A 16,677-nucleotide genomic window follows, 5' to 3' on the forward strand; every position below is an offset into this window, starting at 1 on the left:
TCAGCTCCTTAGTGGGTGGCGGCGGGGGCCGGGACGCGCTCGGCGAGCGGGATCACGGGCGGTAGCGCTTCGGGCGGCTGGCCGAGGAACACCCGGCGGACGACTCGCTCGGCGGCCCGCCCGTCGTCGAACTGGCAGAACCGCTCCCGGAACCGGGCCCGCAGCGCCGCCGACTCCGGGCCCGCGTACGAGCCGTCGCGGAAGAGCGCCGCCAGATCGCGCGGTGTGCGGACGACCGGGCCGGGCGGCGTGTCCATGAGGTCGAAGCAGACGCCGCGGGTCTCCCGGTAGACCTCCCAGTCGTCGGCGTACACGACGATCGGGCGGTCCAGGTTGGCGTAGTCGAACATGATCGACGAGTAGTCGGTGATCAGCGCGTCGGCCGCCAGGCACACGTCCTCCGAGGAGCGGTGCGCGGTGACGTCGATGATCCGGCCACCGCTCCGCGGTCCGCTCCGGTCGTAGAAGTAGTGGGCGCGCAGCAGGACGACGACGTCCTCGCCGGCCGCCGCGCAGAAGGCCTCCAGGTCCAGGCCGGGCTCGAAGCCGGTGCGGTGGTCGCGGTGGGTGGGGGCGTACAGGACGGCCGTCTTCCCCTCCGGGACGCCCAGCTCGCGGCGGACGCGGGCCACGTCCTCGGCGCGGGCGGCGCAGTAGACGTCGTTGCGCGGGTAGCCGTACTCCAGGGGCTCGTAGGAGCCGGGGAAGGCCCGTTCCCACATCTCGGTGGAGTGGCGGTTGGAGGAGAGGTTGTAGTCCCACCGGTCCACGCGACGCAGCAGTTTGGCGAAGCTGCCGGACTGTGCCGCGACCACCGGGTACGTCGACTGGTCGCAGCCCATCGCCTTCAGCGGGGTGCCGTGCTGGGTCTGGAGGTGCACGCTGCCGGGGCGTTTGACGACGGCGTCGGCGAAGTTGGCGTTGTTCACCAGGTACTTGGCGCGGGCCAGCACCTTCCAGTACCGGCGGCTGCCGATCACCGCGTGGTCGACGCCCTCCGGAACGGTGTGTTCCTGGCCGGGCTCCACCAGGAACACACCGCGCAGGTGGGGGGCGAGTTCGCGGGCCTTGGCGTGCAGGGCGGCCGGGCTGCACGCGTAACCCCGGCCCCAGTAGGCGCAGTACACGACGAGGTTCTCGTCGAGCGGGCGGTGCAGGTGCCGGCGGTAGGCGAGGCGGGTGCGCAGCCTGGCCGCGCGCGGCAGGCGACGGCCGGCCTCCGCCGCCCGGCCGGTGGCGCACCGCGCGCGGAACGCCGTGTACGCCCCGGTCGCCAGCAGCCGGTGCGGCACGCCGGGCCGGCCGCGTGGGGTGCGGTGGCCGGCCGGGCGGTGGCGGCGGTACAGGCGGTGGGCGCGGCGGAAGAACGCGCGGCGCCGGTGAGCGGGCACCTGTTCCGGATGCGCGGCCACCGTCAGCACCGCGTCGAAGAGCTGCTCGAACAGTGGTGCGAACCGTTCCTTGGGCAGTTCCTCGGCAGTGGCTCGGACGAGCACCCGCTCGGTCTGGTCGAGGAGGTCGAACTGGTGCTCGCCCGGGAGGTCGAGCCGGCTGCCCTGCCGGCGCAGCAGATGCCGTACGACGACCTGCCGCAGCACCGCGACGCGCTCGGCCGCGACGGTGACCAGGCCGCCCCAGCCGACGTCGACGCGGTGCCCGTCGGGGAAGGCCAGGCCGCGCCCGGTCACGAAGGAGCGGCGGTAGACCGCGCTCCACGCGGGCAGCGGAACGCCGGTCAGGTGCGGGGCCTCGGCGGGGGAGAAGGCGGGCCCGCGGGCGGTGACCGGCGGCGGCCCGGCCGTGCTGGCCGGCTCGTGGTCCCACCAGGGGGTCCGCTCGTGCTCGAAGTAGAGCACGTCGACGTCGCCCGTCTCCTCCAGGCGGGCGGCCAGCGCGGACAGCGCGCCCGGCACCAGGGTGTCGTCGCCGTCGAGGAACAGCAGATACGCGCCCCTCGCCGCCCGCGTCCCGGCGTTGCGCGCCGCGCCGAGGCCCGCGGACGGGGGCGAGTGGACCAGGACCACCCGGGAGTCCCGCCCCGCGTAGTCGGCGGCGACGCCGGCGGCCGGGGCGGCGGGGCCGTCGCACACCGCGATCAGCTCGAAGTCTCCGAAGGACTGGGCGAGGACCGAGTCCAGCGCCAGGGACAGCCGGCCCGCGACGCCATGCGACGGGACGACGATGCTGAATCGGGGCATTCTGCTCTTTCTTCTGTTGATCCGGTCCGATGCGTGTATACGGACTCCCAAAAGAGCAAACGGTGTTTAAAGGCTCGGGGTGACGGTCTGTGGGCCTGCGGGTTGCGGCAGGGTTGCGAGCGGGCTTCGGCCCGGGGTCGTGACCTGCGACGACACCGGACGGCACGGGGAGACGTCGACCGGCTCGGCCATGCCGTGCGCGACCGGGCGCGCAGCACGGCGGTCCGCAGTACGCGCAGCGGCTTGACGGCCCGCTCGACCGCCCGGCGGCACAGGGCCGTGATCAGCAGCAGCACCCGGATCGCGCGGTGCGGGGCCAGCCGCACCAGGGCGTGCCGCAGTCCGGTGCGCAGCGCCGGCCGGAGGCCGAGGGCGCGGCAACGGCGCCGGCACGCCTCCAGGAACGCGCGCGGGTACGCCGGGACCCGGTGCGCGGGGACGGTGACACTGAACCTGGGCAAGGCGGGCATGGCATCCAAGGGCCGACGTGGGCGTTCTGCCCGGGAACGGCCGGTGGAGCGAGTCGGTCACGGCCCGCTGGAGCATCCGGGGGACGGCGGGCCGGCGGCTCGGGGCCGGCCGGTGCCGGGCCCCCCGAACCGCACGTCCCGTGCGATTACTTGACCGCTCCCGCCATCACGCCCGAGACGAACTGCCGCTGGAAGGCGAAGAACACGGCCAGCGGGATCACCATGGAGATGAACGCCCCGGGAGCCAGGACGTCGATGTTGTTGCCGAACTGGCGTACCTGCGTCTGGAGGGCGACCGTGATCGGCTGCGTACCGGACTTGGTGAACACCAGCGCGACCAGCATGTCGTTCCACACCCACAGGAACTGGAAGATGCCCAGGCTCGCGATCGCGGGCCCGCCCAGCGGCATCACCACGCGGGCGAACAGCCGCAGTTCGCCGGCGCCGTCGAGGCGGGCCGCCTCCAGCAGTTCGCGGGGGATCTCCGCGAAGAAGTTCCGCAGCAGGAACACCGCGAACGGCAGGCCGAAGCCCGTGTGGAACAGGATCACCCCGAAGATCGTGCCGAACAGGCCGATGTTGCCGAACAGTTCGGCGATCGGGATGAGCGCGACCTGCACCGGCACGACCAGCAGGCCGACCACGGCCAGGAACCACCAGTCCCGGCCGGGGAACTCCATCCAGGCGAAGGCGTAGCCCGCCAGCGAGCCGACCAGGACCACCAGGACCGTCGCCGGCACGGTGATCAGGACCGTGTTCACCAGGGAGTCGGTGATGTCGCCGTTCTCCAGCAGTTTTTGATAACTGCCGAAGGTGAGCTGCGCGGGCTTGCTGAAGACGGTCCACCAGCCGCTCGCGCTCATGTCCTCCGGTGCGCGCAGCGACGACAGCAGCAGGCCGATCGTCGGGACCAGCCAGAACAGGCCCACCACGATCAGGAAGACCCTCAGCGCGCCACCGCTCACGGCCTCCGCCAGCCGCGACCCCAGGGACGGCTTCGCCTTCACGGCCTCGGGAACGGGCGCCGCCTTCGTCGGACTCCCGGTCTGCGCCGTCATCGCCGCACCTCCCGCCGCAGCCTGCGCATGTTGCCGTGTTCATCCGGGGGGCGACCCCCGGACCCCCGGCAGACAGCCGGACGCGCCGTCATCGCCGCACCTCCCGCCGCAGCCTGCGCATGTTGCTGTGTTCATCCGGGGGGCGGCCCCCGGACCCCCGGCAGACAGCCGGACGCGTCGTCATCGCCGCACCTCCCGCCGCAGCCTGCGCATATTGCTGTGTTCATCCGGGGGGCGACCCCCGGACCCCCGGCAGACAGCCGGACGCGTCGTCATCGCCGCACCTCCCGCCGCAGCCTGCGCATATTGAAGAGCATCACCGGGATGACCAGGAGCAGGAGGAACACCGCGATGGCGCTGGCGATGCCGGGTTGTCCCTCCGAGAAGCCCTTGCGGTACAGCTCCAGGGCCAGGACGTTGGCGTCGTCCTGGGAGGAGCCCGGGGCGATGATGAAGACCAGGTCGAAGATCTTCAGCACGTTGATCATCAGGGTGACCGCGACGACCGCGAGCACGGGTGCCAGCAGCGGCACGGTGACCCGGCGGAACACCTGCCACTCGTTGGCGCCGTCGACCCGGGCCGCCTCCAGCAGTTCCCTGGGCACACCCGCGAGCCCGGCGGCGATCAGCACCATCGCGAACCCGGCCCACATCCACACGTACGCCCCGATGATGGCCGGAGTCACCAGCGACGGGCCCAGCCAGTCCACGCCGTTGTACGGCGCCTTGAAGTTGCTCGCCGGGAGCCGGAGTCGAGCGCCGTCCGCCTGCGCGGGCAGCGTGAACGTGCCGTCGTCGGCTGCCGTCGCCGACGCGACCACCTTGCCGTCCTTGACCGCCTCGATCCGCATCCCGGCATAGCCGAACTCCGACGGGTCGACCGCGCCGAGCTTCCCGACGCCCTTGCCGCGTGTGAAGTCCTGCCAGGCGGTGCCGGTGATCCTTCCCGGCTGCGGCTCGGCCCGCACGGCCCGTTTCGCGCTCTTCGGCATCTGGTCGGGGGCGACGCCGACGAGGGGGAGGGCCACCGACTCGCCGGTGCGGACCGTGGCCGAGGTGATGAAGCCGCCCTGGTCCGGCTTCAGCGGCGAGTCGCGGCCCGGGTGGGCCTTCGGGAACGCCGAGGACTGCGCGAAGGTGTCGTGCACCCCCACCCACACCGCGTTGGCGACGCCCCGGTCCGGGTCCTGGTCGTACACCAGCCGGAAGATGATCCCGGCCGCCAGCATGGAGATCGCCATCGGCATGAAGACGACCAGCTTGAACGCCGTTCCCCAGCGCACCCGTTCGGTCAGCACCGCGAAGACCAGACCGAGCGCGGTGGCGACGGTCGGCGCGAACACCACCCAGATGATGTTGTTCTTCAGCGCGGTGCGGATGCCGTCGTCGGTGAACAGGGCCTTGTAGTTGTCGAACCCGGCGAAGCCGTCGCCGGAGGCGTTGTAGAAGCTGCGGACGACCGAGTACCCGATGGGGTAGACCACGAGCGCGCCGAGCAGCACCAGGGAGGGCAGCAGGAACAGGGCCGCCACGGTCCTGCGGGTGCCGGTCACGCTCCTGCGACGACGGGGCGCGGCGGGGCCCGCTGAGGCTCCCGCCGCCGTGGCCGGCGTCATCGCCGGATCAGCTCCCGCCGCCGTACGCCGCCGCCGCGTCCTTCTCCAGCCTCGCCTGGGTGCCCGCGACGTCCGAGGGGTTCTTCAGGAAGTCCTGGAGTTCCTTCCACTCGCCCTTGCCGGGCGTGCCGCCGAAGGCCTGCGGGGCCTGGTCGGACATGTCGAAGCGGAAGTCGTCGCCCGAGTCGATCAGCGCCTTCGCGATCTTCTGCTGGACCTCGTTCGGATACGCGGAGTCCGGCACGTTCTTGTTGGGTGACAGGTAGCCGCCGAGCTTCGCCTGGATGGTCGCCGCGTCCGACGAGGCCAGGAAGGTGACCAGGGCCTGGGCCGCCTTGGAGTCCTTCAGGATCACGGCCGCGTCGCCGCCGGAGACCACCGGCGGGGTGGAGCCCACGGCCGGGAACGGGAACACCTTCGCGTCCGTGCCCACCACGGCCTTGGTCTCGCCGATGTTGACCTGGGCGAAGTCGCCCTCGTAGACCATGCCGGCCTTCGGCTGGTCGCCGCCGGTGAACGTCTGGGTCACCGAGGCCGGGAACTCGGTCTGCAGCGCGCCCTTCGGGCCGCCCGCGATGTAGTCCTTCTTGGACCAGATCTGGGCGAGCGTGGTGAGCGCGTCCTTGACGGACGGGTCCGTCCACTTGATCTTGTGCTGGGCGAGCTGGTCGTACTTCTCCGGGCCCGCCTGGGAGAGGTAGACGTTCTCGAACCAGTCGGTGAGGGTCCAGCCGTCGGCGCCGCCCACGGAGAACGGGGTGACCCCGGAGTCGTAGACCTGCTGCGCGGTGCTCAGCAGGTCCTTCCAGGTCTTGGGCTCGCTCGCGCCCGCGTTCTCGAAGACCTTGGCGTTGTACCAGATCAGCGACTTGTTGGCGGCCTTGTAGTAGGCGCCGTACTGCGTGCCGCCGACCTTGCCGATGTCCTGCCAGCCCTGCGAGTAGTTCTTGGCGAGCTGCGCCTGGGCCTCCGGGCCCAGCGGCTTGGCCCACTTCTTGTCCACGGCCTGCTTGATGGCGCCGGGCTGCGGGAGCAGCGCCACGTCCGGCGGCTGGCCGCCCGCGATCTTGGAGCCGAGGAAGTTGATGATCGGGTCCTGGGCGGGGACGAAGGTGACCTTGGCGCCGGTGCGTTTCTCGAACTCGGCGAGGACCTGCTTGAAGTTCTTCTGCTCGCCGCCGGTCCAGACGGCGGCGACCTCCAGCGTCGCGCCGTCCAGCTTGGGGAGGGTGAGGACGCCGCCGGGCTTCGTGCCCCTGCTCTGGTCGTCGCCGCTCTTCTTGTCGTCGCTTCCGCCGCATGCGGTGAGGGAGAGGGCCAGTGCTCCCGCGGCGACGGCCGCCGCGGTCCTGGCTGCCCTGTGGCTGAGGATGGTGCTGCTCGTGCTGCGCATGACTGCCCCGTTCTCCGTTCCTCGTCGAACGTCCGAGCGCTGTCCCGTGGGCTCTGGTGTACGCCGGGGTCCGGGAGTCGGCAAGAGCGCCCACGGTGTCAACCGGGCGATCGTGACCACGTCGTGACTCCGGGTCAGATCCTGATCACGGTGGCGGGGGCTGATTGCGGCAACGGCGGCGGAGGCTGATTACAGCAACGAGGGAACGTGGGCCGCCGACACCGACCGCGCCGCGCGCTCCAACGCGCTTGCCAACAGGGCGAGATCCGTCGGCCCGTTGCCCAACTCCCGTACCGAGCGCCGGGTGGGCGGGTCGCCCATGCGGTGCCATTCCAGGGGGACGACCGTGGGGCGCTGGGTCGCGGTGCGCGGGATACGGCCCGTGACGCGGCCGCCCTGGAACGCCGTCACCCGGCCGTCCGCGCAGGCCAGCCGGCCGCGTCCGGGCACCGGCTCGTCCGGTCCCGGGGCCGGTGCGTCCAGCGTGACCCGCAGCGCGGCCCGGCGCGCCGGTTCGGTCTGCGCCGTACGGCCGCCGGGCGTGGTGGCCGCCACCAGGTGGACGCCGAGCCGCTCGCCCTCCCGGGCCACCGCCTCCAGCGCGCGGATCACCGACCCGGCCGAGGGCCGGCCGGGCGACCCGAGCGAGGGCGAGACCAGGGCGTCCAGGTCGTCGACGACCACCACCAGGCGGGGCAGCGGCGGCGCGGCCTCCGCCTGCCTGCGGGCGGCGGCGGGCCGCAGCCGCATCGTCGAACTGGGCGGGCTGTCGAGGTCCCCCGCGTCACCGGCGGCGCCCGCTCCGGTGTGCCCCGGGGCGAACGCGCCGTGGGTGGTAACCGTGCGCTGGGCGGTGCGGGCCGAGTCCGGGCCGGGCGTGCCCGCGCCGGTCGTCCTTGCGCCGGTCGGGGCCGTGTGGGCCGTGCCCGCGCCGTTCGAGGCCGCGTAGGTCGGGGTCGGGCCGGGCGTGCCGTGCGGCGGCGGTGTGCGTTGGGAGACGATGCGGCCGGAGACCTCGCGTCCGGTGTGCCACTCGGTGAAGTCCGTCAGCCCCACCAGTTCGGCCCGGCGTTTCAGCTCGGCGCTCAGCGACTGGGCGAACTCCCGCATGCGGACGGGGTCGTTGGCGGTGAGGTGGGTGGTGACGTGCGGCACGTCCGTGCAGACCCGCAGACCGTCGCCGTGCCCGCCGGCCGCGCCGGTGCCGTCCCGGCCGTCCACCAGCACGATGCCGAGGCGGTCGGGCCGCTCGGCGGCGGCGAGCGAGGCGACGACGGATCGCAGCAGTTCCGTACGGCCGCTGCCCGCCGGTCCCTCGATCAGCAGATGCGGTCCCTCGGCCACGAGGTCGGCGCAGACCGGTCCGCGCGGACCGGCGCCCAGTATCGCCCAGGCGCGACCGCCCAGGGCCGCCGTGTCGTCGGCCGCGTCCGCCCAGCGGGCCTGGAGCGAGGCCGGGGTGGCCCGGGCCAGCCCCAGTTCGTCCAGCAACCGCGCCGACAGGGGCAGCGGCGCCGACACCCGGGCCGGCCGGTCCACTCCGGGCCCGTCCGTCCGCAAGGGCGCCAGGGCCCGCGCGAACCGCTCGGCCCAGGCGGGGGACACCGCGTCGACGACGGCGACGGTGCCGGGGGGTATGGGGGTGCGGTGCGGGGCTCGTGCCGCCGGGGTCCCGGCGGGTGCCTCGGCGTGCGGTGCGCGGAGGGGGGCGTCCGGGTGCCGCCGGATCCGCTCGGCTCCGCCGTCCGGATGGGCCGCGGCCGGATGTCCCGCGACGCGCATCAGCCGCAGCGCCGTCGCCACGTCGCCGCTGAGCAGGGCGACGGCTCCGCACTCCCCGAACGCCGGCGACACCGCGCACGCCGCCTCGTAGGTGTCCGTCACCGGGGACGCGGGCGAGGCGGGCGTCGTCTCGGCGAGGCACATCAGGTGTATCCCGGCCCGGGGACCCTCGTGCGCCAGGCGTGCCACCGCCTCGCGCGCCCCCGCGCTGCCCGGGTCGCCGTCCACGACCACCACCGTGTACGGGCCCGCGAAGCCCCGCTCGTCCGCCGGATCGTCGTCCCGCGCCCAGGAGGGCCGCCGGGCCCCGACGCGCGCGTCCTGCGCCCGGTGGTCGCCGGCCGTGGGGCCCGTCCCGGAAGCGGGGTCACCGCTCGGGTGGCTCGCGATGTGGTCCTGGACGCGCCGGAGGAGTTCGTCCGTGCGGGCCGCGGCCTGCTCCCGGTCGTAGGCGAGCAGGAGACGGCAGTCCTGGCCGTGGGCCGGGCGGACGTGCGGCAGCCAGCCGAGCCAGGACCACTCGGCGGTCCGCTCCTCCACAGGGCGGGCGGAGTCGGCGCTGAGCAGCACGATCTCCAGCATGTCCGGGGAGTGCGCCGCGGCGAGCTGGGCGAGCACCGCGCGGGCCAGTCCCGACAGGCGGGCGCGTGGTCCGGCCAGGCCCAGCCCTCCCACCTCGCGCAGATCGGCGGTGACCGGGACCGCGGGCAGCAGCCCCGAGCCGTCGGGGGACTGCCGGTCGGCCGTGCCGAGCCGTATGGTGAGCGCCTCCGGGTGCCCCGGCCCGCGCTCCCACAGCCGCGGTCCCGGGCCCAGGGCCGCGAGGAGCAGTGCCGCCGGGTCCGGCCAGGTCTCCGGCTGCTGCGGCGCCCTGCACCACGCGGGCGCGTCCTGCGCGCGCACGCCCGCCGCCGTGCCGTCGTACGTCCCCTGCCGGTCGGCCGCCTGCTCGCCGCGCCCGCCGGTCAGCCGTCGCGCCCACGCACCCAGCCCGCCGCGCCGGCGCAGGACCTGCGGCACGCCGGTGCCGCCGTCGGCCGTGATGGCGAACGGCACGGACGGCTGCGCCTGCGCGCTGTGAGCGCCTTCGCCGCTCTCGATCCGGGGCGCGCCGGCCTGCGGGGGGGCCGCGGGGGGCTCGACGGTTCCCGGCGGGTGTGGTGCGAATGTTCCCCGGTGGGTCACGGTCGGGCCGGTGGCATCGCCGTACTCGCGCGTGGCCGCCCCGTGCGCACCGCTGCCGTCGCCGTCGCCCACGCCGTCCCGTACGCGCTCGTGTGCGGTGATGGCGTCCGGTGCGGGCGCGCTCTCGGAGGGGAGCCGTACATGGCCCTCCCCGTCGGGTGTCGTCCGTACGCGGGCGTCCGGTCTCGCGGCCGGTGTCAGGCGCAGGGCCGACTCGCCGATGCGCAGCAGCGCCCCCGGCGCGAAACGGACCGGGCGGGACCCGACGGGCCTGCCGCCCAGCACCGTGCCGTTGGTGGAGCCCAGGTCGGCGACCGAGACGCCGCCGTCGGGGGCCACCGTCACCGCGCAGTGCACGCGCGAGACGTCGGGGTCGTCCAGCGGCACGTCGGCGTCAGCGGAACGGCCCACCGTGATCTGCCCGCCGTGCAGCAGGTGCACCCCGCCCGCGTCCGGCCCCGCGACCACGTGCAGCTGGGTCGGGGCGTCGTCGAGCTCGGGATGGGGCTCGAGGTCGGCGGGGGCGCCCAGGGACAGCACCGCGCCGTCGAGCAGCGGGGGCTCGCCGAGCGTGCAGCGCTGGGCGTCCAGCCGCTCCGCGCCCGCGTACAGCACCACGGGGCCCGCGCCCGGCTCCCGGCCGCCGGACGCGCCCCGCTCCCGGCCGCCCCGCTCCGACGCCGACGCCCCCTCGCCGGAGACCGCCGCGGCCAGCGCCGCCGCCACGGCGGCCAGTGCGGTGCCGGCGGGCGCCGTGACCAGCACGTCGCAGCTCGCGGCGCGGCTTCGCGCCGGTGGGTGGCCGCCCCGTTCCTGCGAGGCCGAGACCGTGGGGGAGGGCGGGCCCAGCGGATCTACGACGGTCAGCCGGATCTGCATCGCCGTCAGCGGTCCCTTCTGCGCGGGCGCCCGCGACCGGCGTGGGGCGAAACCGCCCCGCGGTCCCCCACCGCGGACTTTCCCCCACCACCGCACGAGCACGTCGGCCAGTTCTGGAGGCATCCTCGCACCTACCACTGACACCGCGCCCGCCGCCCACCGGCAAGTGATCTTGATTGGTCGGCTCTGCCCGCAAAAGTTCCCGGCCTATGCCCGGCGAATGTCCGCTCGATGCCTACTTGGGATCGTTCACGTCCGTACCGGGCAACCAACCGACCCGAGCCGAGCGTCTTTCCATCGAACATGTACGGGGCCCCGTGCGTACGTCGCCGTGGAAGGAGCCGGTGCGGCGCGGACGGCGGCACGGGCGCGGCAGCTCGACCGCCCGGCAACCGCGGAGGGCGGCACTAAAGTGGGTCGGAACACCCGCGCGGCGGGTCGCAGCACCCGCGGGACGCCCCAGAAGCGCGGGTTCAGGCAAGCAAGCAGCAGGGAGCGCATGACGTGCGGCCGGTAGGCAGCAAGTACCTCCTGGAGGAGCCGCTCGGACGCGGTGCCACCGGGACCGTCTGGCGAGCCCGCCAGAGGGAGGCGGCGGGCGCGGAGGCAGCCGTGCCCGGGCAGCCCGGTGAGACCGTCGCCATCAAGGTCCTCAAGGAGGAGCTGGCGAACGACTCCGACATCGTGATGCGGTTCCTGCGGGAGCGGTCCGTCCTGCTCCGGCTGACCCACCCGAACATCGTGCGGGTGCGCGACCTGGTGGTCGAGGGTGATCTGCTGGCGCTGGTCATGGACCTCGTCGACGGCCCCGACCTGCACCGCTACCTGCGCGAGAACGGCCCCTTCACGCCCGTGGCCGCCGCGCTGCTCACCGCTCAGATCGCCGACGCGCTCGCCGCGAGCCACGCCGACGGGGTCGTACACCGCGACCTGAAGCCGGCGAACGTCCTGCTGAGGCAGGACGGCGGACAGATGCACCCGATGCTGACCGACTTCGGCATCGCCCGTTTGGCCGATTCGCCCGGACTCACCCGTACCCACGAGTTCGTCGGCACGCCCGCGTACGTCGCGCCCGAGTCCGCCGAGGGCCGGCCGCAGAACTCCGCGGTCGACGTCTACGGCGCCGGAATCCTGCTGTACGAGCTGGTCACCGGCCGTCCGCCGTTCTCCGGCGGATCGGCGCTGGAGGTCCTGCACCAGCACCTGAGCGCCGAACCGCGCCGCCCGTCCACCATTCCCGACCCGCTGTGGACGGTCATCGAACGCTGCCTGCGCAAGAACCCCGACGAACGGCCCAGCGCCGAGAACCTCGCCCAGGGGCTGCGCGTCGTCGCCGACGGCGTGGGCGTGCATGCAGGCGCCGCGCAGATCGCCGCCGCGGAGGCCGTGGGGGCGCTGCTGGCGCCCGACCCGGCGCCCGCGAGCGTGCCCGCTCCCGACGTGTCCGGCGCCGCCGACCCCACGCAGGTGCTGCCGCAGGGCGCGGCCTCGTACGACCCGAACGCGGCGACCAGCTTCCTGCCGCACACGGGTGGCCCAGCCGGCGCGGCCGATCCGACCACCGCGCTGCCCGCTCACGGCGGCGACTCCACGCGCGTGATGCCGCCGATGCCGCAGGGGGCGCCGGGCGACATGAACGGCCCCGGCGGGCCGTACGGGGACCAGCAGCCCGATCAGCCGCACCCCTGGCAGAACCAGTTGCGCGCCGCCCGCGACCGCAACGAGCAGACACAGGTCCAGTACCTGGACCCCAGCGAGGACCCGCTGCGCCGCCGCCCCCAGCGGCAGGTCGCCCGGCCGCAGCAGCAGCCGCAGCGCCCCCAGACGCAGCCAGGTCGCGGCTATCAGCAGCAACAGCCGCAGCGGTACGCGCCCCAGCCCCAGCGGTACGCGCCGCCCGCCCAGCCGGAGCCCCGGCGGCCGGTGCGCGAGCCGAGGCCGCCGCGGCAGCGCAGCGCGAACCCGATGAAGATCCCCGGTCTGGGCTGCCTCAAGGGCTGCCTGTTCACGATCATCATCCTGGTGGTGGCCGGCTGGCTCATCTGGGACCTGACCCCGTTGCAGCAGTGGATCGGGACCGGCAGGGGCTACTGGGACCAACTGGGTTCCTGGGCCGGCACGGTGAGCGACTGGGTCAAGAACCTGAACGGCAATTAGGACAGGCCCGGGCGCGGGTCTGGGGATTTGTCGACAGCCGGGGGGTGAATTCCGGCTCTGTGGTGAGGGTTGGCTCGCCGGACGCGTAGCTTTGTCGGCAACACGCGTCTGTAGGAGCAGTCTTGGCACGGAAGATCGGCAGCCGGTACACCGCCAACCAGATCCTGGGGCGGGGCAGCGCCGGCACGGTGTGGCTCGGCGAAGGACCCGACGGCCCCGTCGCCGTCAAGCTGCTGCGCGAGGACCTCGCGTCCGACCAGGAACTCGTGGGCCGCTTCGTACAGGAGCGGACGGCGCTGCTGGGCCTGGAGCATCCGAACGTGGTCTCCGTACGGGACCTGGTGGTCGACGGCAACGACCTGGCCCTCGTCATGGACCTCGTCCGCGGTACGGACCTGCGCACCCGGCTGGAGCGGGAGCGGCGGCTGGCGCCCGAGGCGGCCGTGGCGATCGTGGCCGATGTGGCGGACGGGCTTGCCGCGGCGCACGCGGCCGGGGTGGTGCACCGGGACGTCAAGCCGGAGAACGTGCTGCTGGACATGGAGGGGCCGCTCGGCCCCGGCGGCGCGCACCCGGCGCTGCTGACCGACTTCGGTGTGGCCAAACTCATCGACTCGCCGAAGCGGACCCGGGCGACGAAGATCATCGGTACGCCGGACTATCTCGCGCCGGAGATCGTGGAGGGGCTGCCCCCGCGGGCCGCCGTCGACATCTACGCGCTGGCCACGGTCCTGTACGAGCTGCTGGCGGGCTTCACCCCGTTCGGCGGCGGGCATCCGGGCGCGGTGCTGCGCCGGCACGTCACGGAGACGGTGGCGCCGCTGCCGGGTATCCCGGACGAACTGTGGCGGCTGATCGTGCAGTGCCTGGCCAAGGCGCCTGCGTCGCGGCTGCGGGCCTCGGAGCTGGGTGCCCGGCTCAGGGAGCTCCAGCCGATGCTCATGGGGATGCCGCCGCTGGATGTGGACGAGCCGGAGGCGGAGTCTTCGCAGGAGGCGGGCGAGGAGGCGTCGTCCGACCGGTCGGCGGATCCGGCCGGGACCGGGGCCGGGACCGGGGCTGAGGGCGAGGCCGGGGAGCGGGTACGGCGGCGGGGAGCGGTCCCGTTGGTGCCCGGGGCGAAGCCGGACTCCAACCGGGACACGCACACGTCGATGCGGGTCCCGGCGCCGGACGAGCTGGCGGGGGGCGCGCGGGGGACGGCGCGGGTGCCGCGGGCGGCGGGGGCGCCGAGGCCCGGTTCCGCCGCGCGTCACCGGGCCGCGGCGCGGCGGCGGCGGGTGACGCTGGGAGTCGCGGGGGTGGTGGTCGCGGGGGTGCTCGGGGCGGGGGTGTGGTGGGCGTCGTCGGGGGACGGGGCGGATGTGGCGCCGGGGGCGCCTGGGCAGTCGGCGTCTCCGTGACACGTTGGTCGCGGTTTTCGGGACTTGCGTCCCAGGCCCGGGTTCGAGTTCGGGGCTGCGCCCCGGCGCCCGTCTCGGCGGGGTGAGGGGTCCCGTCCCTGGGGCTCCGCGCCAGCGCCCCGGCTTTGCCCACCCGCCCGCCCGTCTCGGTGGGTGGAGGGGTTCTGGCCCTGGGGCTCCGCCCCAGACCCCGGCGGGGGCTTCGCCCCCAGCGCCCCCGGTTTCCCACCCACCCGGCCGTCTCGGTGGGTGGCGAGGGGGGCAGGAGGGTTCGCTGGGTGCGCCTGGCGGTGGCGGGAGCGGGGCGCTGCGCCCGCCAATGGTGACCGGTGGAGAACGGGGCGCCCGGAAGCAACGGGCCGTGGGGCGGTGCGCCTGGCATCGGTGGGCCCGAGACGGCGGGGCGCCCGGCAGTGGCGGGCCGGGGGATGCCCCGCGGTGACGGGTGCACACGGGCGCGGTGGGTCCTTGAGACCGGGGGCGCCCGGCAGTGGCGGGCCGTGGGGGCGGGTGCGCACGGCGTCGCCCCAGGGGCAGGTGGCCCGGCAGTGATGGCCCCGGAGGGCGGGGCGCCCGGCAGTGGCGGGCCGGGGGATGCCTCGCGGTGGCGGGCCAGGGAGGTGCACACGGGCGCGGTGGGTCCTTGAGACCGGGGGCGCCCGGCAGTGGCGGGCCGTGGGGGCGGGTGCGCACGGCGCGGCCCCAGGGGCAGGTGGCCCGGCAGTGACGGCCCCGGAGGCCGGGGCGTCCGGTTGTGGTGGGCCCTGCGGGGCCGGTGTGGCCCGGGCAGGCGGGGGTGTGCGGCGTTTGTCGCTTGGCGGAGCCGTTACGCTGGATGCGTGGCAGTCGTCGATGTATCCGAAGAGCTGAAGTCCCTCTCCTCGACCATGGAGTCGATCGAGGCCGTTCTGGACCTCGACAAGATGAGGGCAGACATCGCCGTGCTCGAGGAGCAGGCGGCCGTGCCCTCCCTGTGGGACAACCCCGACGAGGCGCAGAAGATCACCAGCCGGCTCTCCCACCTCCAGGCGGAGGTCAGGAAGGCGGAGGCCCTGCGCGGCAGGATCGACGATCTCGGTGTGCTCTTCGAGCTCGCCGAGGCCGAGGACGACCCGGACACCCGCGACGAGGCCGAGGCCGAGCTCACCGAGGTCAAGAAGGCGCTGGACGAGATGGAGGTCCGGACGCTGCTCTCCGGTGAGTACGACTCCCGTGAGGCGCTCGTGAACATCCGGGCCGAGGCCGGCGGTGTCGACGCCGCCGACTTCGCCGAGCGGCTTCAGCGCATGTACCTGCGCTGGGCCGAGCAGCACGGCTACAAGACCGAGATCTACGAGACGTCGTACGCCGAAGAGGCCGGCATCAAGTCGACCACCTTCGCCGTGCAGACGCCCTACGCCTACGGCACCCTCTCCGTCGAGCAGGGCACCCACCGTCTGGTGCGCATCTCGCCCTTCGACAACCAGGGGCGCCGGCAGACCTCCTTCGCCGGTGTCGAGGTCCTGCCCGTCGTCGAGCAGACCGACCACATCGACATCGACGAGTCCGAGCTGCGCGTCGACGTCTACCGCTCCTCCGGCCCCGGCGGCCAGGGTGTGAACACGACGGACTCCGCGGTCCGCCTCACGCACATCCCGACCGGCATCGTGGTCTCCTGCCAGAACGAGCGCTCGCAGATCCAGAACAAGGCCACGGCCATGAACGTCCTCCAGGCGAAGCTGCTCGAGCGCCGCCGCCAGGAGGAGCAGGCCAAGATGGACGCCCTCAAGGGCGACGGCGGCAACTCCTGGGGCAACCAGATGCGCTCCTACGTCCTGCACCCGTACCAGATGGTCAAGGACCTGCGCACCGAGCACGAGGTCGGCAACCCCGAGGCCGTGTTCAACGGCGAGATCGACGGGTTCCTCGAGGCCGGTATTCGCTGGCGCAAGCAGCAGGACCAGGGCAAGTAGTCGCCTGGGAATTCAGAATTCGACCCTTTGTCGACAAGGCAACTGCCGCTGTACGAGCGGCAGTTGCCTTTTCTGTTGGCCGATGTCCGGGTTTTACGTCATGCTCACAGACTCCAACTACGTGCAAACAGCGCACAGTTGGACATCGCGCCCGCAACGACCTTGACGGTCCCCCGAAAAGCGGGAAGGGTAAAACGTGGCTTGCGCATTTCTGGGGCGCATGTGAACCGGGGGGATCTGCACTGCGCCAACTACCCCCGTTGATCACGGCCCTGCGCGCCGCTCGAAGACGATTCAGCTACTGGGGGTAGCAACCATATGACGAAGAAGACGCGGGTCCGTGTCGCGCGCATCGCGGCCGGTGCCGTGATCGCTGCCGGCGCCTCGCTGACCGCCGCGGGCGCGGCCTCGGCCCTCGACCTCGGTGTCAGCGCCGGCGTCGGCGGCACCAGTGTCAAGGCGAACGTGTCGCTGTTGGGCGAGGGCGAGCCGGGCGTAGAGGACCCGGTCGACCCCTGCGACATCGGCACTGGCCCGGAATGCGAACCGGAGAACCCGGGTGGCGAGAACCCCGGCAACCCCGG

Annotated in this window: 8 protein-coding genes and 1 pseudogene; 4 read left to right on the forward strand and 5 right to left on the reverse strand. The window is 73.7% G+C overall.

The features are described 5' to 3' along the window. Positions 1-8 precede the first annotated feature (8 nt). The 5 genes from ABZ818_RS16970 to ABZ818_RS16990 form a co-directional block, all read right to left on the reverse strand. Entirely contained in the window at positions 9-2,198 is a 2,190-nt protein-coding gene (locus tag ABZ818_RS16970) for a bifunctional glycosyltransferase family 2 protein/CDP-glycerol:glycerophosphate glycerophosphotransferase (RefSeq protein WP_361414967.1), read from the reverse strand. A gap of 616 nt (positions 2,199-2,814) precedes the next feature. Further along, positions 2,815-3,726, reverse strand: a complete 912-nt coding sequence (locus ABZ818_RS16975) for a carbohydrate ABC transporter permease (protein WP_361414969.1) — start codon at positions 3,724-3,726, stop codon at positions 2,815-2,817. Positions 3,727-3,998: 272 nt separating this feature from the next. Then, positions 3,999-5,342: a sugar ABC transporter permease gene (locus ABZ818_RS16980; protein WP_361414971.1), complete on the reverse strand. Its 1,344-nt coding sequence runs from the start codon at positions 5,340-5,342 to the stop codon at positions 3,999-4,001. A 7-nt stretch (positions 5,343-5,349) separates the two neighbouring features. Continuing rightward, positions 5,350-6,735, reverse strand: coding sequence for an extracellular solute-binding protein (locus ABZ818_RS16985; protein ID WP_361414973.1), 1,386 nt, complete (start codon positions 6,733-6,735; stop codon positions 5,350-5,352). A gap of 189 nt (positions 6,736-6,924) precedes the next feature. Continuing rightward, complete coding sequence (locus ABZ818_RS16990; protein WP_361415143.1) at positions 6,925-10,581, reverse strand: FHA domain-containing protein; 3,657 nt, start codon at positions 10,579-10,581, stop codon at positions 6,925-6,927. Between the two features lie 504 nt (positions 10,582-11,085). Between ABZ818_RS16990 and ABZ818_RS16995 the strand changes: the two genes are divergently transcribed. From ABZ818_RS16995 to ABZ818_RS17010, 4 genes and pseudogenes are all read left to right on the forward strand, one after another. Beyond that, positions 11,086-12,738 carry a protein kinase gene (locus ABZ818_RS16995; RefSeq protein WP_361414975.1) on the forward strand — a complete coding sequence of 551 codons (1,653 nt, stop codon included), beginning with the start codon at positions 11,086-11,088 and terminating at the stop codon, positions 12,736-12,738. Positions 12,739-12,860: 122 nt separating this feature from the next. Further along, on the forward strand, positions 12,861-14,141 hold the full coding sequence (locus ABZ818_RS17000) for a serine/threonine-protein kinase (protein ID WP_361414977.1): 1,281 nt from the start codon (positions 12,861-12,863) through the stop codon (positions 14,139-14,141). An 839-nt stretch (positions 14,142-14,980) separates the two neighbouring features. After that, a complete protein-coding gene (gene prfB / locus ABZ818_RS17005) occupies positions 14,981-16,093 on the forward strand; it encodes a peptide chain release factor 2 (protein WP_361414979.1) in 1,113 nt (370 codons plus the stop codon). Positions 16,094-16,411: 318 nt separating this feature from the next. Then, positions 16,412-16,677: pseudogene (locus ABZ818_RS17010) on the forward strand (hypothetical protein); the annotation flags it as partial.

The organism is Streptomyces sp. NPDC047453, from assembly GCF_040643155.1.
Taxonomy (GTDB): Bacteria; Actinomycetota; Actinomycetes; order Streptomycetales; family Streptomycetaceae; genus Streptomyces.